Genomic DNA, 17,863 nt, shown 5'->3' with positions numbered 1-17,863 from the left:
GCCCGCCCCGGCCCCGCCCCCGCGCGTGGTGCATCCGTCGGGAGTTTGAACGGATGCCGGGCGATCTCCCGGTTTCGACCCGACGTCCGTGAAACCTCCCGGCAGGCGTGCGAGGCGTGTCTTCGTGCAGAACGCGAACGTGGTCGCCGTCTGTCCACAATCGGGCATTCCGTGCGTCGGAGGCGGCCGCAGCGAAGGCAGGATCGTCGAATGCTCAGAGCTGCAGCAGTGACCGCCAAGCACGGCGGAGTCGTCCGAGGAACCCTTCTTCAGCGCTACGGGATCACCCGTCGGATGCGGGCCGACGAGGTGCGGGCGGGTGCGCTCGTGCGGGTGAGACCGGGCGTGTTCGCCGTGCCGACCGCTGACCTGAGTCTGCAGGAGGCCGCGGCTCACGGCGGGGCGCTGACCTGCACGCACGCCCTGCGGTTGCACGGCATCTGGGTGCTGTCCGCGGACGGTCCCCCGCACGTGTGGCTCGGAGGGAACGGGCGTGTTCATCACGCGGACTGCGAGTGCGTCGGGCACTACGACGCAGGGCGGGCGGGAGTCGGACTCGCACCGTTGGAGGAGGTGCTCATCCACGTGTACCGCTGCGCTGGCGACGAGGTGTTCTTCGCCGCGCTCGAGTCCGCGTTGACGCAGCGCAAGATCTCTTCCGCCGCGCGTCAACGCATCCGCTGCCGCCTGCCCGCTCGCGCCCACTGGCTCGTCGATCTGGCGCGGTCCGACGCCGACAGCGGCCTCGAGTCGCTCCTGAGGCTCCGACTGCATCTGAGCGGCATCACGCTGGAGTGCCAGGTGCGCATCCCCACCGTCGGCAAGGTCGACTTCGTCCTCGACGGCCTTCTGATCCTCGAGGCGGATGGGAAGGGCAATCATGAGGCCCCCGGGCACCGGCATCGGGATCTGGTGAGGGATGCTGCCGCCTCGGTCCTCGGCTACGAGACACTGCGGTTCGACTACGCGCAGATCGTGCACGCGTGGCCGACCGTCGAAGCAGCGGTGATCGCGGCCATCCTCCGTATCCGGGGGCGTGACTGACCTGCGGACCATCCTTCTGCGCGTTCGTCGGGAGATCGGACGGATGTCGGGAGGAAGGGTCCGCCCCGACCTGCAACCGTCCGATCTCCCGACAGACGCACGGGCAGGACGGGACGGGACTGGAACCGCGCGGCCCGACGCGTCTCAGGCCTCGGCGGCCGAGCTCGCCGGGGTGGCCGGGATGCGGACCGTGAAGGTCGTGTCGCCCGGTTCGCTGGTGACGTCGATGGTGCCGTGGTGGCCTTCGACGATGGCCTTGACGATCGCGAGGCCGAGCCCGGTCCCGCCCGTCTGACGGGCTCGTGAGCTGTCACCGCGGGCGAAGCGCGCGAACAGCTCGTCGCGGATGGCGGGGTCGATGCCGGGGCCGTCGTCGTGGACCCGCAGCACCGCGTCCTCGCCGTCCTGCATGACGCTGAGCGTGACGGTCGTCCCTGCGGGGGTATGCGTGCGCGCATTCGCCAGGAGGTTGGCGACCACCTGGTGCATCCGCCCCGCGTCGCCCACGATGGTGACGGGCTCTTCGGGGACCTCGATCTGCCAGTGGTGGTCCACGGCCGTGGGACGCGCATCGGAGAGGCCTTCGAGGGCCAGCTGCGTGAGGTCCACCGTGCTGTAGACGAGCTCGCGTCCCTCATCGAGGCGCGCCAGCAGGAGCAGGTCCTCGACGAGTCGTGTCATCCGCAGCGACTGCGCCTGGATGCGCTCGAGGGAGGTCGTGGTGCTCTCGATCACCTCGGGGCGCTCAGCGCTCCGATCGGACTGATGCAGCGCGCGCAGCGACAGTTCCGAGTAGCCGCGGATGGAGGCGAGCGGGGTGCGCAGCTCATGACTGGCGTCGGCGACGAAGCGTCGCATCCGCTCTTCGTTCTTCTGCCTCGAGGCGAGCGAGCTGTTCACGTGATCGAGGAGCTTGTTCAGCGATGCCCCGACGAGTCCGGTCTCGGTGCGCGGATCGGCTTCGTACGAAGGAACACGTTCCGTGATTGTCACCTCACCGCGATCGAGCTGCTGGTTCGCGACCCGGGTCGCCGTCATCGCGACGGCACGGAGTGGTCGCAGTCCCACGCGGATGGTGACCGCCGTGGTCAACGCGAGCAGGATGAGACCGCCGATCGTCGCGAGGGCGATGACGGTGAGCAGCTGGGCGAGCTGATTCTGGATCTCGTCGCGGGGGAGACCCGTGACGACGCCGACGCCGCTCGCGGTGTTCAGCGCCATGATCCGGTAGGAGCCGAGATCGGAGATCGAGACCGTGGCCACGGAGGTGCCGTTCAGCGCCGCGGCGATCTCGGCTATCTGCGTCGCATCGAGCGGCTGCAGTGTGCCCGTGAGCTCGTCGCCGGGAGTGTTCGTCACGACGACTCCGGAGGCGCCGGTGAGGGGGCTGACCACGGCCAGCAGGAGCCCCGAATACTGCACGTTCTGCCCCGACAGGATGTTGGACGCGGTCGCGTCGCTCGGGGAGAAATTCTGCGCCCATCGCGCGACCTGGTGCGCGGAGGTGCTCAGCTTCTGATCGAGCTGATCCTCCATGGTCTTCCCCAGGGTCGCGCTCGTGATGATGGCGACGATGATGAGGATCAGTGACACGAACCCGATCACGGCCGTCATCAGCCGCGTCTGCAGGCTCATCGGCCTCCTCCGCACCGCCGCAGAGCTCACTGCGGAGCCTTGATCATGTACCCCACGCCGCGGACGGTGTGCAGCAGGGGCGTGCGTCCGGCGTCGATCTTCTTGCGCAGGTACGAGATGTACAGCTCCACCACGGAGGACTTGCCCCCGAAGTCGTAGCTCCAGACCCGGTCGAGGATCTGGGCCTTCGACAGCACGCGGCGCTCGTTGCGCATCAGGTACCGCAGCAGCTCGAACTCGGTCGCGGTGAGCTCGATCTCGGTGCCGTCGCGGACGACCTCATGGCTGTCCTCGTTGAGGGTGAGGTCTGCGACGCGCAGGATCGACTGCCCGTCATCGGCGGTGGCGTGACCGGTGCGGCGGATGATCGCCCGGAGACGCGCGATGACCTCTTCGAGACTGAACGGTTTGGTGACGTAGTCGTCGCCGCCCGCCGTGAGCCCCGCGACCCGGTCGCCCACGGCATCCTTCGCGGTGAGGAACAGGACGGGGACGAGGTTCCCGGACTCGCGGAGTCGTCTCAGCACGGACATGCCGTCGAGATCCGGCATCATGATGTCGAGCACGAGCGCGTCGGGCTCGAACTCCCGGGCTACCTGAAGAGCCTCCATGCCGGACGACGCCGTGCGCACCTCCCAACCTTCCATCCGGAGGGCCATCGCGAGCAGGTCGGTGAGCATCTGCTCGTCGTCGACGGCGAGGATCCGCAGGGGGGAGCCGTCGGGGCGGCGCAGTTCGGGCAGGTCGCTGGTCATATCTCTATTCTGCGGAATCTGCTATGTGATTTCTATGGAGAGCGCTATGTGTTGCCTGAGAGCGGGAGATGCGATGTCGGCGGCGCTGACTACAGTGTCGGCATGGCCGACGACTCTGTTGCTCCTGTCCCTTCCGTCCACCGCCCCCGTACCGTCACCGAGGTCGCCGAGGTCGTGCGCCTGGCGTCCCGCGAGGCCGTACCTTTGACCGTCGTCTCGGGCGGGCACGGCCCGTGGTCGCACGGCCCTGCCGCGGGTGTCCGTCTCGAGCTCGGCGAGCTGTCGGACATCGAGGTCGACGGCACCACCGTTCGCATCGGCGGCGGCGCGGTCTGGGGCGATGTCGCGACGGCGCTCGCCGCACACGGCCTCGCCCTCAGCTCCGGTGACACCGCCTCGGTCGGAGTCGGCGGTCTCACGCTCGGCGGCGGCATCGGATGGATGGCGCGCGCGTGGGGCCTCGCAGTCGATCAGCTCATCGGAGCCCAGGTCGTCACGGCGACGGGGGATGTCGTCGAGACCTCCGCCGACGCGCACCCGGAGCTGTTCTGGGCTCTGCGAGGCGGCGGAGGGAACTTCGGCGTCGTCACCCGGTTCGACTTCGCCGCCCATCCGCTGCCCGGAATCGCCTTCTCGGAGAGTCGCATCGATGGCGAGGCGGCCGCCGTGCTGAAGGCCACCCGAGACCTGCTCCGTGACGCGCCTCGGGAGCTCACGGTCACCTACATGGACGTCCCGCCGATGGACCCGAGCGCGCCGGCGGGTGCTCGTCTGAGCGCGGTGTGGGCGGCGCCGGAGCCCGACCGGCTGCGCGCCGTGATGGAGCCGATCTCCGCCCTCGACGGAGTGCAGACCGAAGTCACGACGCCGGCATATCGGGAGGTGCTGCTGGAGATGCCGGCCCCCGAGGGGGAAGAGCCTGCCTCGCCTCCCGGATTCATCGGGGGCAACGGCCTCTACGCCGAACTCGACGACGCGCTCATCGCGCAACTGGTGGCCTTCCGTCGTTCATATCCGGCATCGGTCCTGTTCCTGCGGTCCCTGGGCGGGGCCATCCGCGACGTCGCGCAGGAAGACACGGCGTTCCCCGCCCGCGCGGCGAACTGGTTCGTCCTCGCCGGCGCGTTCGACATCCCCGGCCTGATCGATGACGAGACCCGTGCCGCGATCGACGCGGACTGGAGCGTGATCGAGCGGGGGCGTCTGGCCGAGTACGGCAACTTCGCCGACACCGAGAGGCCGCAGGCCGTCTCCGGCATGTTCTCGGAACACGCCCTCTCGCGGTTGCGGGCCACGAAGGCCGCGTGGGACCCGCAGAACCTGTTCCACCGCAACCACAACATCACGGTGTGACGCACGAAGGGCCGGATACCTTGCGGTACCCGGCCCTTCGACGGCGAGCCTCAGTGCGTGTCTTCGGCTTCGATCTCGGTGCGGTCGCCCGACCACAGGGTGTGGAAGGTGCCCGGCTTGTCGATGCGCTTGTAGGTGTGCGCGCCGAAGAAGTCGCGCTGGCCCTGCACGAGGGCCGCGGGGAGGCGGTCGGCGCGGATGCCGTCGTAGTACGACAGCGACGACGAGAACGCCGGTGCGGGGATGCCCGCCTGGGCCGCGGTCACGACGACACGGCGCCACGACGCCTGGCCGCGCGCGAGCGCCTCGGCGAAGTACGGTGCGGACATCAGCACCGGCAGATCGGGAGTCGCGGCGTAGGCATCGGCGATGCGGTTGAGGAACTGGGCGCGGATGATGCAGCCGCCACGCCAGATCTTCGAGATCGCGCCGAGGTCGATGTTCCAGCCGTACTCGGCCGCACCTGCGCGGATCTCGTCGAAGCCCTGCGAGTAGGCGACGATCTTCGACGCGTAGAGCGCCAGGCGCACGTCTTCGATGAACTGCTCGGTGTCCTCATCCGAGACCGTGAACTCCTCGTCGGGGCCGGGGAGTCCACCGGCGACGGCGCGCTGCTCGGGGTGTGAGGAGAGGGAGCGGGCGAACGTCGCTTCGGCGATGCCCGACACGGGAACGCCCAGGGACAGTGCGGTCTGCACGGTCCAGGCTCCGGTGCCCTTGGCCCCGGCCTGGTCGAGGATCACGTCGACGAGCGGCTTGCCGGTGGAAGCGTCGACCTGACGGAGCACCTCGGCGGTGATCTCGATCAGGTACGACTCCAGCTCGCCCTTGTTCCATTCGGCGAAGATCTCGGCGATCTCGGCGGGCGACTTGCCGGTGCCGCGACGGATGAGGTCGTAGGCCTCGGCGATGAGCTGCATATCGGCGTACTCGATGCCGTTGTGCACCATCTTGACGAAGTGGCCGGCACCGTCGTGTCCGATGTGCGTGACGCAGGGCTCACCCTCGGCGATCGCGGCGATCGACTTCAGGATCGGTCCGAGCGTGACCCAGGACTCGTCCGAGCCGCCGGGCATGATCGAGGGGCCGGTGAGTGCCCCTTCCTCGCCACCGGAGATGCCGGCGCCGACGAAGTTGATGCCGGTCTCGCGGACCGCCTTCTCCCGGCGGATCGTGTCGGGGAAGTAGGCGTTGCCGCCGTCGACGATGATGTCGCCGGGCTCGAAGACCTCGACCAGCGCGTCGATCACGGCATCGGTGGGGCCACCGGCCTTGACCATGATGATCGCGGTGCGCGGCTTCTGCAGTGAATCGGCGAACTCCTGGTAGGTGCGGGCCGGGACGAAGCCGGCCTCAGGGTGCTCGTCGAGGAGGGTCTGGGTCTTCTCGTAGCTGCGGTTGAAGATCGCCACGGTGTTGCCCTCGCGACTGGCGAGGTTGCGGGCGAGGTTCGATCCCATGACGGCGAGTCCGACGACTCCGATGTTCGCTGATGCTTCGGGCACAGAAGGCTCCTCGATCGTGAAGAAGGGGTGGATTCAGCGTATCGCTGTACGGGCGCTCTGCGCTCACCTGTGTCACGGTGCAAGGCGTCTACGCTGGAGGCGAGATCGTGGTGCGTGCGCGGGAGGCTGTCAACTGGCCGCCGACGCCGCCGAGGAAAGGACCAGCGTGACGGGGATCGAGAAAGAGCTGCGCGCGGTCGTGGCGGTGCCGCTGCCGGAGGACCTGTGCCGACTGATCGAGGAGATCGAGCCCCGCGTCGAAGTGATCAGCGATCACGCACTCCTGCCGCCGATGCGCGGTTCCGCCGACTGGTCCGGAGATCCGGAGTACACGCGCACGCCGAGCCAGCAGCAGGCGTTCGACGAGCTGGTCGATTCCGCCGATGCGCTCTTCGGAATCCCCGACGTCGACGCCGAGGCACTGGCGAGGACCGTGACGGCGAACACCCGCCTGCGCTGGGTCATGACGACTGCCGCGGGCGGCGGTGCCACCGTGAAGGCCGCCGGTCTCGACCGGGATGCGCTCGATCGCGTCGTCTTCACCACGAGCGCCGGCGTGCACGGTGGCCCGCTCGCGGAGTTCGCGGTGTTCGGCGTGATGGCCGGAGCGAAGAACCTCCCCCGCCTTCTCGCCGATCAGGGGACGCGCACCTGGCCGGACCGCTGGGAGATGCGTCAGCTCGACGAGATGATCGTGCTGGTGGTCGGGCTCGGCGGCATCGGTGCGGAGTGCGCGCGGCGCTTCCACGGGCTCGGTGCGCGGGTCTGGGGGACGACACGGTCCGGTGAGCCGGTGGCGGGCGTGGATCGCCTGGTGCGGATGGAGGAACTGACCGAAGCGGTGGCCCAGGTGGACGCGATCGTCGTCACGCTCCCGGGAACCGCTCAGACCCACCATCTGATCGGTGCCGAGGTGCTCGCCGCCGTGAAGCCGGGGGCCATCATCGCCAACGTCGGGCGCGGCTCCGTCATCGACGAGGACGCACTGCTCGGAGCCCTCGACGACGGTCGCATCGCCTTCGCCGCCCTCGATGTCTTCGAGCAGGAGCCGCTGGACCAGACATCTGCGCTGTGGACGCACCCGAACGTGCTCGTGAGCCCGCACACCGCGGCCCTCAGCGCGAAAGAAGAAGAGCGGATCGCGCGACGCTTCGCGGAGAACGCCGGGCGCCTGCTCGACGGCCGACCGCTGATGTCGGTGGTCGACACGGAGGAGTTCTATTGAGCGGGAGCATGCGCATCGTCGTGATGGGCCCCAGTGGCTCGGGGAAGTCGACGGTGGGCGCGTTCCTCGCTCAGACGCTCGGCGCACGGTTCGTCGATGGCGACGATCTGCATCCGGAGGCGAACGTCCGCAAGATGGCGGCGGGAATCGCGCTGGATGACAATGACCGTCTGCCGTGGCTTCGCCTCGTCGGCGAGGCACTGCGTGGCGAGGAGCGGATCGTCGTCGCGTGCTCGGCCCTCCGGCGCACCTATCGAGACCTCATCAGAGACGAGGAGCCCGACGCTTTCTTCGCGGAGCTCACGATCGCACGCGCGGTGCTCGAGGAGCGCATGCGGCTGCGTACCGACCACTTCATGCCCGCGGCGCTCCTGGACTCCCAGCTCGCGGCGCTCGAATCCCTCGAAGCCGATGAGGGGGGAATCCGCGTCGATGAGTCGGCGGATGTGCGAACGGCCTCGGCCGCCATCGCGGCAGCCGTGCAGAGGGGAGAAGGGCCTGCGCCCCGCGCTCAGTCCTTGCGGTAGCTCGAGCGTCCCATGGAGAAGAGGGCACCCAGGCTGCCCACGACGGCGCACACGGTCATGGCGCCGATCAGCCAGAGGAGTGCGTGCGAAAGGAAGGCGCCGTCGAGCATGGGGTTCTCCGTGTTCTGCAGAAAAGGACCGGTGTCCTCAGCCTATCGGGTCATCCGGTACCATTGAGGCTGTACCTCGGCGAGGGATGCTTCTGCGCGTGCGCGATCATCCGTTATCGACGCGGCGAAGCAAGCCCGGTGGCTTTCCTCCTGCGTCAGCGAGTTCGAATATCCAAGACCACCGCGCGGCGCCTTCGCTGCGTGTCCCGAAGGAGAACCCCATGTCTGAAGACACCAAGGTCCAGGCCGAGCTCCGCGAGAGCTTCGGCAAGGGCTTCGCCCGCCGCCTCCGCGCCGCCGGCAAGATCCCCGCCGTCATCTACGGTCACGGCACCGAGCCCGTGCACGTCGCCCTTCCCGGCCACCAGGTCTCGCTCATCATCCGTCGCGCCAACGCGCTGCTGGAGCTCGACATCGAGGGCAAGAGCCAGCTCACCCTGGTCAAGGACGTCCAGCGCGACCCGGTGCACCAGATCATCGAGCACATCGACCTGCTCGTCGTGAAGAAGGGCGAGAAGGTCGCGATCGACGTTCCGATCATCGTCACGGGTGAGTCGGCTGCCGGCACCATCGTCAACCTCGACGCGACCACGCTGTCGATCGAGGCCGAGGCCACGCACATCCCGCAGAACATCGAGGTCTCGGTCGAGGGCCTGGAAGAGGGCGCACACATCACCGCCGCCGACGTGAAGCTCCCCAAGGGCTCCACGCTGCTCTCCGACCCCGAGGTCCTCGTGGTCGCCGTCTCCGTTCCCGCGGCTCCGTCCGAGGACGAGACGGCGGAGGAGACCGACGCTGCCGAGGAGACCGAAGAGGCCGCCGCGGAGTGATCTCCGACTGATTCATCACAGAGGGGACGCGATCCGATCGCGTCCCCTCTGTCGTATCCTGACCCGGGGCCCGCACCCGGGTATCGAGAGGACGAGGACATGGCATCCACCTGGCTCGTGGTCGGACTCGGCAATCCCGGGCCGCGATACGAGACGACCCGGCACAACATCGGCCAGATGGTCGTGGACGAGCTCGCGGCGCGGCGCGGCGAGACCTTCCGCGAGCACAAGGGCGGAGCGCGGGTCGTCGAGACCTGGCTGCGCCCCGGTGCGGACAAGCTGGTGCTCGTCAAGCCGAACACCTTCATGAACGTCTCGGGCACGCCGGTGGCCGCGTTGGTGCGGTTCTACTCCGTTCCCCCCGAGCAGGTCGTCGTGGTGCACGATGAACTCGACATCCCCTTCGACACGGTGAAGCTCAAGACCGGGGGCGGGCATGGCGGACACAACGGCGTTCGCGATGTGGCGCGCGCTCTGGGCACCGCCGACTTCCCGCGCGTGCGAGTGGGCATCGGGCGCCCGGTCGGGCGTCAGGATCCCGCGGACTGGGTGCTGGCACCGTTCGGGAAGGACGAGCGGCCGAACCTGCCGATCCTCATCGCGGACGCCGCTGACGCGGTCGAACTGCTCGTGGGCGAAGGTCTGCTCGCGGCGCAGCAGAAGCACCACGCGCCGCGCTGACACGTTCAGACCGCGCGGAGGTCCGGGTCAGGACGTATACGTGGTGAAGCCTGCAGCGCTCCCGGCCGCGAGGGCCGTGACCAGCACGATGAAGAACAGGACCACGCCCACCACGGCGACCACGAGGGCCGCGATTCCGGCGCCCCTGCCCTTCTTCTTGGCGATCGCGATGATGCCGAGCACGATCGCGGCGATGCCCAGGATCGTTCCGAGCCAGAAGGACAGCTCGGCCCACAGCACCTGATCCCGTGCGGGGGACAGCAGGCTGAGATCGTCGGAAGTCGTGGTCGTGACGCCTTGCGGAAGGACGCGTCCGATCTCGAAGGCGCTGATCCCCACCAGGATCGCGGGCACGACCGCGGCGACGAGCGAGAGGACCAGGGCGACGACGCCGAGGACGGCGGACGGGCGCGGCGCCGTCTCGGGGACGGCATACGTCCCCGCGGGTGCGGCATAGCCTCCGACGGGCACCTGGTAGGCCCCGGGAGGCGCTGCCGGATACCCCGAAGGCGCCGGATACCCGGAAGGCGCCGGATATGCGGACGGTGCCGGGGACGCGGCGGGTGCCGGGTACGCGGGCGGTACCGGAGGTGGCAGCTGTGGATCAGTCACGACCCCATCCTAGGCGCGGCTCAGACCCGACGGAGCAGCCCCACGCGGTCGTAGACGTCCGACAGGGTGGCGTCGGCTACGGCATCGGCGCGGCTGGCGTTCTCCGCCAGGATGCGGTCGAGTTCCGCCGGATCGTCGAGCAGCTCGAGGGCCCGCGCGCGCACCGGCTCGAACTCCTCGACGACGACGTCGGCGAGGCCCTTCTTGAAGTCTCCGTAGCCGCGACCGGCGTACTCGTCTTCGATCGATGCGACCTGACGCCCGCTGAGTGCGGCATAGATCGTGAGCAGGTTCGAGACGCCCGGCTTGTTCTCCCGGTCGAAGCGCACGGAGCCCTCGTTGTCGGTGACCGCACGCATGATCTTCTTCGCCGATTTCGCGGGGTCGTCGAGCATCCACAGCACACCGGCATCGCTCTCCGCCGACTTCGACATCTTCGCCGTCGGATTCTGCAGATCGTAGATGCGGGCGGTCTCCTTCTGGATGACCGGCATCGGCACCGTGAACGTCGCGCCGAAGCGGGAGTTGAAGCGCTCGGCCAGATCGCGAGTGAGCTCCACGTGCTGCTTCTGGTCGTCGCCGACCGGAACGACGTCGGTCTGGTAGAGCAGGATGTCGGCTGCCATCAGCACCGGGTAGGTGAAGAGCCCGACGCTCGTCGCATCGGCGCCGTAGCGGGTCGACTTGTCCTTGAACTGAGTCATCCGGCCGGCCTCGCCGAAACCGGTGATCGTGCTGAGGATCCAGGCGAGCTCGGCGTGGGCGCGCACGTGCGACTGCACGTAGAGGGTGGACAGCGAGGGTTCGATGCCCGCTGCGATGTACTGCGCAGCGGTGCGGCGCGTCTTCTCACGGAGCTCGGCCGGGTCCTGGGCGACTGTGAGGGCGTGCAGATCGACCACCGAGAAGTAGGCGTCGTAGGAGTTCTGCAGATCTCGCCACTGGAGCAGCGCGCCGATGTAGTTGCCGATCTGGAGGGAGTCGGCGGAGGGCTGCATTCCGGAGTAAAGGCGAGGTTTCGTCACAGTATCAATCCTATGGGGTGCGTGCCCTGCGCCTACGATGGCCGCATGGCCTCTCCTTCTCCTCCCGCGCGGTCGACAGGAAGAGGTGCCGTGCCCTTCGCAGGGGCGAACGCGCGAGGCGCGGCGTTTCTCGAGGCGTTGGGGGAGGACGCGCAGCGGCTCCATCCCGAGCTCCTCGCGCAGATGAGGGTCGAAGCGACTCACGACAGCGCGGAGGGCCTGTTCGAGGTCGCGGGCAGCAAGTTCGGACGCCTTGCCGGTCTCGCCTCGCCTGTGGTCGGGCCGGGGCTGCTCGTGACACGGTTCGCCCGCGACGTGCCGTTCCGCATCGAGACGGTGTCAGGTCGGTCGCACGGCGGACGCGCAACGCTCGACACCGTCCGCGAGTTCCGTTTCCCCGGCGCGACACAGCACGTCGTGGATCGGCTCTTCGCGACCGGGCGTCCCGGCATCGTGCAGAACGCCTTGGGGGCCCGCGGCCGCGTGCAGATGCTCGAGCAGTGCTCGGTCACGGGCGACGGAGCACTGCGCATGAACACGCGCGCCGTCGCACTGCGGGTGGGAGGACACCGGATCGCACTTCGTGGAATCCTGCGGATCGATGTCGAACTCGTCGACGGGTGGGACGAGGCTCACCGTCGACGCACGATCGACATGCGCGCGACGAGCCCCGTTCTCGGTACGGTCCTGGAGTATCACGGGTGGTACCGCTACGCAGGCGGTACCGCGTCAGGCTCGGATCAGTAGCGGTAGTCGACCACGACGGGCGCGTGGTCGCTCCACCGCTGGTCGTAGGCTGCGGCGCGCGCGACGTGGTAGGTCTCGACCCGTTCCGCGAGCGCCGGCGTCGCCAGGTGGTAGTCGATGCGCCACCCGGAGTCGTTGTCGAACGCCTGTCCGCGCATGGACCACCAGGTGTACGGGCCGTCGACCTCGCCGTGGAACTTCCGTCCGACGTCGACCCAGCCGAGACCCGTGCCCACGGTGCCGTCGACGCCGGTGACCTCGGTTCCCGCCTCACCGAGGAATCGGTCGAAGTAGGCGCGCTCCCGGGGGAGGAATCCGGCCTTCTTGCGGTTGCCGCGCCAGTTCTTGATGTCGAGCTCACGGTGTCCGACGTTGAGGTCTCCCGTCACGAGCGCGAGTGCTCCGTCGGTGCCGAGCTCACCCAGCCGGGTGCCGAAGGCATCGAGGAACTTCCACTTCTCCTCCTGTTTGGGGGTGTCGGCCTCGCCCGAATGGACGTACGCGCTGACCACCGTGAGCGGACGGTCGCCGATCAGGAAGTCGGCTTCGATCCAGCGGCCCTTGGAATCGAAATCCTCCGGGCCGAACGTGGTGCGCGAAGCCACAGCCGGAACGCGGCTCGCGATCGCCACCCCGGCACGGCCCTTAGCCGTCGCCTCGTCGTGCACGAACGACCAGCCGGGGAGAGCGGCTTCGATGTGCTCGTCTTGTCCGCGGACCTCCTGGAGCGTGAGGATGTCGACACCGGCGTCGTCCAGCCACCCGCTCATCCCGTTGCGAGCCGCCGCTCGGATCCCGTTGACATTGACCGTGGCGATACGCAGATGAGGCATGCTCCCAGCCTAACGAGAGCCGCCGACATCCCTTCCCGACCGGTTCAGCTCCGCCAGCAGACGCTGCGCGAGCGGCGTCGTCGCTGCCGCGGGTGGGGGAGGGGACGCTTCGAGGTCGGCGAGTTCCTCCTCGGCGTCGCGCACGGCCCGATTCGCCACCCAGGCGCGGTACCAGGGCGCCTGGGTGCGGGCCGCGTGCGCTTCCCGCACCCGGATGCGCGCCGCCGTCAGCAGGGTCTGATACTCCGCGATCCGACGTTCGGCCTCGGTCTCCTGCAGGAGGGGGAGATCGTGGTCCTGCGCGGAGACCGCGATCCAGGAGGAGGCCACCAGCATGACGACCCCGTTCACGCGGAACCACAGCAGCAGACCGATGAAGATGGCGAACGTGGCCAGCAGCGGATTGGAGGGCGTGTAGCTCAGCAGGAATCCCGCCCCGTACTGGAGGATGGTCATCGCGCCACCGCCGAGGAGCGCGCCCGGCCAGATCGTGCGCCAGCGCAGCGACGTTCCGGTCAGGAAACGCACCATCGCCGCCAGCGCGGATGACATGAGCGCGAAGGACACGATGACCGTGCCGATGCGGATGCCGAGGTTGAGGCCGTCCGATCCGGAGTCCCAGCCGAGGAGGCTGAGCAGCCAGCTCAGCACCGCGGCGCTGGCCGAGCTGAGGAGCGAGCCGACGATCAGGGAGATGCCGAAGATCAGCGCAGCCAGCAGGTCGCGCGCCTTCAGGATCACGTAGCTGCGGCGGTCCGGTGGCAGCCCGAAGATGTCCCTGGTCGCGCGGCGGGAGAAGGTCACCCAGCCGATCGCCGTCCAGATCACGGTGCCGAGGGCGATCAGACCGGTGACGCTCAGCACTCCGGTGGTGCTCGCCGCGATCTCCTGCACCTGCTCCGGGGTGACGACACCGCCCTGTCCCTCGGGAAGGATCAGGTTCGGGATGTAGCTGTTGATCATGGCGATCAGGCCGTTGACCGCGTCCTCGCTGCCGCCGAGCCAGAGACCGGCGATCGCGAAGGCGAGATAGATCGCCGCGAAGATGGCGAACAGCGCCTGGTAGCTCACGCCCGCCGCGAGGAGGAAGCCGTTGTGCTGCAGGAAGTGGCGCCAGACCCGCACGGGGAAGAGCGCGAGCGTGCGCTGGGTCAGCGCAGTGGCGCGTTCGACGGCCGCATCGAGGCGACCGGGCTCGGACGCGGCGTGAACGGGTTCAGACACATCCCCACCCTATCCAAGCGTGTGGGGCGCGAGAGCGGCGCTGACGCGAGAACAGGCGGTCCCCGGAAGGGAACCGCCTGTTCTCGAAGGAGTCTGAATCAGCGCGTCAGGGCTGCCCGCGGAGGATCGCCTGCTTGACCTCGGCGATCGCCTTGGTGACCTCGATGCCGCGGGGGCACGCCTCGGAGCAGTTGAAGGTCGTGCGGCAGCGCCAGACGCCCTCCTTGTCGTTGAGGATGTCGAGGCGCACAGCGGCGTTGTCATCGCGCGAGTCGAAGATGAACCGGTGGGCGTTCACGATCGCTGCGGGGCCGAAGTACTGTCCGTCGGTCCAGAACACGGGGCACGACGAGGTGCACGCGGCGCACAGGATGCACTTGGTGGTGTCGTCGAAGATCTCGCGGTCGGCGATGGACTGGACGCGCTCCTTGCCCTTCTCCGGCACCGAGCTGGCGACCAGGAACGGCTGGACCTCGCGGTACGACGCGAAGAACGGCTCCATGTCGACGACGAGGTCCTTCTCCAGCGGCAGACCCTTGATGGCCTCGACGTAGATCGGCTTCGAGATGTCGAGGTCCTTGATCAGCGTCTTGCAGGCGAGGCGGTTGCGGCCGTTGATGCGCATGGCATCGGAGCCGCAGATGCCGTGCGCGCAGGAGCGGCGGAAGGTCAGCGAGCCGTCGACCTCCCACTTGATCTTGTGCAGGGCGTCGAGCACGCGGTCGGTGGAGTACAGCTCCACGTCGTAGTCGACCCAGTGCGGCTCGGCGTCGACCTCGGGGTCGAACCTGCGGATGTTGAAGGTGACGATGAAGGACTGGATGGCCGTCTCTTCGGTCGTGTCGGCAGGTGCTTCTGCGATGGCAGTCGACATGCTCAGTACTTCCTCTCCATCGGCGGGTAGTTGAACTCGCCCTGCTCGTTCTTCGTGAACACAACCGGCTTCCAGTCGAGCTTGATGTGATCGCTCGGCGTGGAGGAGTGCGGGTCGCCGGTCAGGTACGCCATGGTGTGCTTCATGTACTTGTCGTCGTTGCGCTTCGGGAAGTCGTCGCGCATGTGGCCGCCGCGGCTCTCCTCGCGGTTCTGCGCGGCGTAGACGACGACCTCGGCGATGTCGAGCAGGAAGCCGAGCTCCACGGCCTCGAGGAGGTCGGTGTTGAAACGCTTGCCCTTGTCGTCGACGTGCACGTTCTTGTACCGCTCGCGCAGCTCGGCGATGACACCGAGCACGTGCTGGAGGGACTCGTGCGTGCGGAAGACCTGCGCGCCCTTGTCCATCTCGTCCTGGAGCGTCTTGCGGAGTACGGCGATGCGCTCGGTGCCCTGGTTGTTGCGCAGATCCTCGAGCATGCCCGAGACGAATCCCGCGGGGTTCTCGGGGAGCGGCACGAACTCGGCGGTCTTGACGTACTCGACCGCGTTGCGACCCGCACGCTTGCCGAACACGTTGATGTCGAGCAGCGAGTTGGTGCCGAGGCGGTTGGCGCCGTGCACCGAGACGCACGCGCATTCGCCGGCCGCGTAGAGACCGGGGACGACGGTGGTGTTGTCCGCGAGGACCTCGCCGTCGTTGTTCGTCGGGATGCCGCCCATGGCGTAGTGCGCGGTCGGCATGACGGGCACGGGCTCGACGACCGGGTCGACGCCCAGATACGTGCGGGCGAACTCGGTGATGTCGGGCAGCTTGGTCTCGAGGACCTCGGCGCCCAGGTGCGTGCAGTCGAGCAGCACGTAGTCCTTGTGGGGGCCGGCGCCACGGCCGTCCAGGACCTCCTGCACCATGCAGCGCGCGACGATGTCACGAGGAGCGAGGTCCTTGATGGTGGGGGCGTAGCGCTCCATGAAGCGCTCGCCCGAGGCGTTGCGCAGGATCGCACCCTCTCCTCGTGCGCCCTCGGTGAGGAGGATGCCGAGGCCGGCGAGACCGGTCGGGTGGAACTGGAAGAACTCGAGGTCCTCGAGGGGGAGGCCCTTGCGCCAGACGATGCCGACGCCGTCGCCCGTGAGGGTGTGCGCGTTGGAGGTCGTCTTGAAGATCTTGCCGAACCCACCGGTCGCGAAGATGACGGCCTTGGCCTGGAAAACGTGCAGCTCGCCGGTCGCCAGGTCGTAGGAGACGACTCCCGCGACCTGGGTGTTCCCGTCGGCGTCCTTCACCGTCAGCAGGTCGAGCACGTAGAACTCGTTGAAGAAGTTGATGCCGAGCTTGACGCAGTTCTGGAACAGCGTCTGCAGGATCATGTGGCCCGTGCGGTCTGCGGCGTAGCAGGCGCGGCGGACCGGGGTCTTGCCGTGCTCGGCCGTGTGTCCGCCGAAGCGTCGCTGGTCGATCTTGCCCTCGGGCGTGCGGTTGAAGGGGAGACCCATGTTCTCGAGGTCGATGACCGCGTCGATGGCCTCCTTCGCGAGGATCTCCGCGGCATCCTGGTCGACGAGGTAGTCGCCGCCCTTGACGGTGTCGAAGGTGTGCCACTCCCAGGAGTCCTCTTCGACGTTGGCGAGCGCCGCGGCCATACCGCCCTGCGCCGCACCGGTGTGCGAACGCGTGGGGTACAGCTTGGAGATCACCGCGGTCTTCGCGCCGGGTCCGGCCTCGATGGCCGCACGCATCCCGGCGCCTCCGGCGCCGACGATCACGATGTCGAACTGGTGGTAGTGCACGCCGTCACGGACGACGGAATCCTGCGTCTCGGTAGTCACTTCTTTTTAGCCTTCTTCTCAGTTCCCGACCAGTGCGGCGCACTCGGACCACAGGACGCTGTCCTCGGTCACTCCGAGGCACGGGTCGAACGTGAAGACCACGAGCGTGCCGAGGATGATGAGCAGACCGGCGGCGAGGCCGAGCGCCCAGGTGAGCGCTTTACGAGCGGTGGTGTTCGTGACGTAGTCGTTCACGATCGTGCGCATGCCGTTCGCGCCGTGGATGAGCGCGAGCCACAGCATCAGGACGTCCCACCACTGCCAGAACGGCGTGGCGAACTTGCCGGCGATGAACGCGAAATCGAGGGCGTGGATGCCCTCGCCGAGCATGAGGTTGACGAAGAGGTGGCCGAAGATCAGGACGACGAGCACGATGCCCGACGCGCGCATGAAGACCCAGCCCCACTTCTCGAGGTTCACTCCGCGGCGACGGCGCACCGGGGCGGCGACGGTCTGTGCAGACATCAGTGTCCTCCTCCGAACCCGGCGAATGCGAGCATCAGGTGGCGGGGCACGAAGCCGGCCATGATGATGCCCCACACCAGCAGCACGCCCCAGAAGAGCTGGCGCTGGTACTTCGCACCCTTCGACCAGAAGTCGACGGCGATGATGCGCAGCCCGTTCATGGCGTGGAAGACGATGCCCGCGACGAGCACGACCTCACCGAGCGCCATGATGGGGTTCTTGTACGTGCCGATGACGGCGTTGTACGCCTCCGGCGACACCCTGATGAGTGCCGTGTCGAGCACGTGCACCAAAAGGAAGAAGAAGATGGCGACTCCGGTGATGCGGTGAAGCACCCACGACCACATGCCTTCGCGTCCCCGATAGAGGGTGCCGCGGGGGGTCTTTGACGTGGTTTCCGAAATCGACGGTGTCAAGCGCGCGCTCGTGGACACGGTCGTCCTCCCTGATCGATGTGCGTCGGTCGCGTGCGCTGCTCTCGTTCAAGTGTGTGCTCGTCGAAGTGGCAGGCACGCCCGATCGCTGTCCATCCTATTCCTGTCCGAACACGGGGAGCGACGAAGGCGAGCCTAAGTGTCCGCAACGGCTC

19 protein-coding genes are annotated in these 17,863 nt (G+C 68.0%); 7 read left to right on the top strand and 12 right to left on the bottom strand.

Annotated features, from left to right (window positions below; genetic code table 11):
* The first annotated feature begins 210 nt into the window (after nucleotides 1-210).
* The gene (locus tag L978_RS13015; RefSeq protein ID WP_081997050.1) at nucleotides 211-1,044 is read left to right on the top strand and encodes a DUF559 domain-containing protein; all 834 of its coding nucleotides are present in this window, start codon (nucleotides 211-213) and stop codon (nucleotides 1,042-1,044) included.
* Nucleotides 1,045-1,188: 144 nt separating this feature from the next.
* Here L978_RS13015 and L978_RS13010 read toward each other — a convergent pair whose 3' ends face one another.
* Together L978_RS13010 and L978_RS13005 are read right to left on the bottom strand one after the other, a co-directional pair.
* Nucleotides 1,189-2,679, bottom strand: a complete 1,491-nt coding sequence (locus L978_RS13010; RefSeq protein ID WP_047523622.1) for a sensor histidine kinase — start codon at nucleotides 2,677-2,679, stop codon at nucleotides 1,189-1,191.
* Nucleotides 2,680-2,705: 26 nt separating this feature from the next.
* Nucleotides 2,706-3,434 carry a response regulator transcription factor gene (locus L978_RS13005; protein WP_047523621.1) on the bottom strand — a complete coding sequence of 243 codons (729 nt, stop codon included), beginning with the start codon at nucleotides 3,432-3,434 and terminating at the stop codon, nucleotides 2,706-2,708.
* A 102-nt stretch (nucleotides 3,435-3,536) separates the two neighbouring features.
* On the opposite strand from L978_RS13005, the gene L978_RS13000 reads away from it, so the two are divergent.
* Nucleotides 3,537-4,787, top strand: a complete 1,251-nt coding sequence (locus L978_RS13000) for an FAD-binding oxidoreductase (RefSeq protein ID WP_081997049.1) — start codon at nucleotides 3,537-3,539, stop codon at nucleotides 4,785-4,787.
* 50 nt (nucleotides 4,788-4,837) lie between these two features.
* On the opposite strand, the gene gndA is transcribed toward L978_RS13000, so the two are convergent.
* Complete coding sequence (gene gndA / locus L978_RS12995) at nucleotides 4,838-6,292, bottom strand: NADP-dependent phosphogluconate dehydrogenase (RefSeq protein ID WP_047523620.1); 1,455 nt, start codon at nucleotides 6,290-6,292, stop codon at nucleotides 4,838-4,840.
* Nucleotides 6,293-6,458: 166 nt separating this feature from the next.
* Here gndA and L978_RS12990 point away from each other — a divergent pair, with 166 nt between their 5' ends.
* Nucleotides 6,459-7,517: a D-2-hydroxyacid dehydrogenase gene (locus L978_RS12990; RefSeq protein WP_047523619.1), complete on the top strand. Its 1,059-nt coding sequence runs from the start codon at nucleotides 6,459-6,461 to the stop codon at nucleotides 7,515-7,517.
* Nucleotides 7,514-8,044 carry a gluconokinase gene (locus L978_RS12985; RefSeq protein WP_081997048.1) on the top strand — a complete coding sequence of 177 codons (531 nt, stop codon included), beginning with the start codon at nucleotides 7,514-7,516 and terminating at the stop codon, nucleotides 8,042-8,044. The genes L978_RS12990 and L978_RS12985 overlap by 4 nt, the downstream gene beginning before the upstream one ends.
* Here L978_RS12985 and L978_RS19230 read toward each other — a convergent pair.
* Complete coding sequence (locus tag L978_RS19230; RefSeq protein ID WP_269406029.1) at nucleotides 8,029-8,154, bottom strand: hypothetical protein; 126 nt, start codon at nucleotides 8,152-8,154, stop codon at nucleotides 8,029-8,031. The two genes, L978_RS12985 and L978_RS19230, sit on opposite strands and share 16 nt — an antisense overlap.
* Before the next feature lie 221 nt (nucleotides 8,155-8,375).
* Here L978_RS19230 and L978_RS12980 point away from each other — a divergent pair, with 221 nt between their 5' ends.
* Nucleotides 8,376-8,984, top strand: a complete 609-nt coding sequence (locus tag L978_RS12980; protein ID WP_047523615.1) for a 50S ribosomal protein L25/general stress protein Ctc — start codon at nucleotides 8,376-8,378, stop codon at nucleotides 8,982-8,984.
* 99 nt (nucleotides 8,985-9,083) lie between these two features.
* On the top strand, nucleotides 9,084-9,665 hold the full coding sequence (gene pth / locus L978_RS12975; protein WP_047523614.1) for an aminoacyl-tRNA hydrolase: 582 nt from the start codon (nucleotides 9,084-9,086) through the stop codon (nucleotides 9,663-9,665).
* Nucleotides 9,666-9,692: 27 nt separating this feature from the next.
* On the opposite strand, the gene L978_RS12970 is transcribed toward pth, so the two are convergent.
* Nucleotides 9,693-10,277, bottom strand: a complete 585-nt coding sequence (locus L978_RS12970) for a hypothetical protein (RefSeq protein WP_047523613.1) — start codon at nucleotides 10,275-10,277, stop codon at nucleotides 9,693-9,695.
* Between the two features lie 20 nt (nucleotides 10,278-10,297).
* The gene (trpS, locus tag L978_RS12965) at nucleotides 10,298-11,302 is read right to left on the bottom strand and encodes a tryptophan--tRNA ligase (RefSeq protein WP_081997047.1); all 1,005 of its coding nucleotides are present in this window, start codon (nucleotides 11,300-11,302) and stop codon (nucleotides 10,298-10,300) included.
* A 45-nt stretch (nucleotides 11,303-11,347) separates the two neighbouring features.
* Between trpS and L978_RS12960 the strand changes: the two genes are divergently transcribed.
* Complete coding sequence (locus L978_RS12960; RefSeq protein ID WP_081997046.1) at nucleotides 11,348-12,049, top strand: DUF4166 domain-containing protein; 702 nt, start codon at nucleotides 11,348-11,350, stop codon at nucleotides 12,047-12,049.
* Here the strand turns inward: L978_RS12960 and L978_RS12955 are convergent.
* The 6 genes from L978_RS12955 to sdhC all read right to left on the bottom strand — a co-directional run bounded on the left by L978_RS12955 (nucleotide 12,043) and on the right by sdhC (nucleotide 17,708).
* A complete protein-coding gene (locus L978_RS12955) occupies nucleotides 12,043-12,882 on the bottom strand; it encodes an exodeoxyribonuclease III (RefSeq protein WP_047523610.1) in 840 nt (279 codons plus the stop codon). The genes L978_RS12960 and L978_RS12955 overlap by 7 nt on opposite strands.
* Before the next feature lie 9 nt (nucleotides 12,883-12,891).
* A complete protein-coding gene (locus L978_RS12950; protein ID WP_047523609.1) occupies nucleotides 12,892-14,106 on the bottom strand; it encodes a YihY/virulence factor BrkB family protein in 1,215 nt (404 codons plus the stop codon).
* Nucleotides 14,107-14,212: 106 nt separating this feature from the next.
* Complete coding sequence (locus L978_RS12945; RefSeq protein ID WP_047523608.1) at nucleotides 14,213-14,980, bottom strand: succinate dehydrogenase iron-sulfur subunit; 768 nt, start codon at nucleotides 14,978-14,980, stop codon at nucleotides 14,213-14,215.
* Between the two features lie 2 nt (nucleotides 14,981-14,982).
* Complete coding sequence (gene sdhA, locus L978_RS12940; RefSeq protein WP_047523607.1) at nucleotides 14,983-16,809, bottom strand: succinate dehydrogenase flavoprotein subunit; 1,827 nt, start codon at nucleotides 16,807-16,809, stop codon at nucleotides 14,983-14,985.
* A gap of 18 nt (nucleotides 16,810-16,827) precedes the next feature.
* Nucleotides 16,828-17,274, bottom strand: coding sequence for a succinate dehydrogenase hydrophobic membrane anchor subunit (locus L978_RS12935; protein WP_047523606.1), 447 nt, complete (start codon nucleotides 17,272-17,274; stop codon nucleotides 16,828-16,830).
* Nucleotides 17,274-17,708, bottom strand: coding sequence for a succinate dehydrogenase, cytochrome b556 subunit (gene sdhC, locus L978_RS12930; RefSeq protein WP_072591539.1), 435 nt, complete (start codon nucleotides 17,706-17,708; stop codon nucleotides 17,274-17,276). The genes L978_RS12935 and sdhC overlap by 1 nt, the downstream gene beginning before the upstream one ends.
* Nucleotides 17,709-17,863 lie beyond the last annotated feature (155 nt).

Origin of the sequence: Microbacterium sp. ZOR0019, assembly GCF_000800925.1 — a bacterium.
GTDB lineage: Bacteria > Actinomycetota > Actinomycetes > Actinomycetales > Microbacteriaceae > Microbacterium > Microbacterium aurugineum.
The sequence above is the reverse complement of the archived record's forward strand: the minus strand, read 5'-3'. Positions and strand labels throughout refer to the sequence as shown.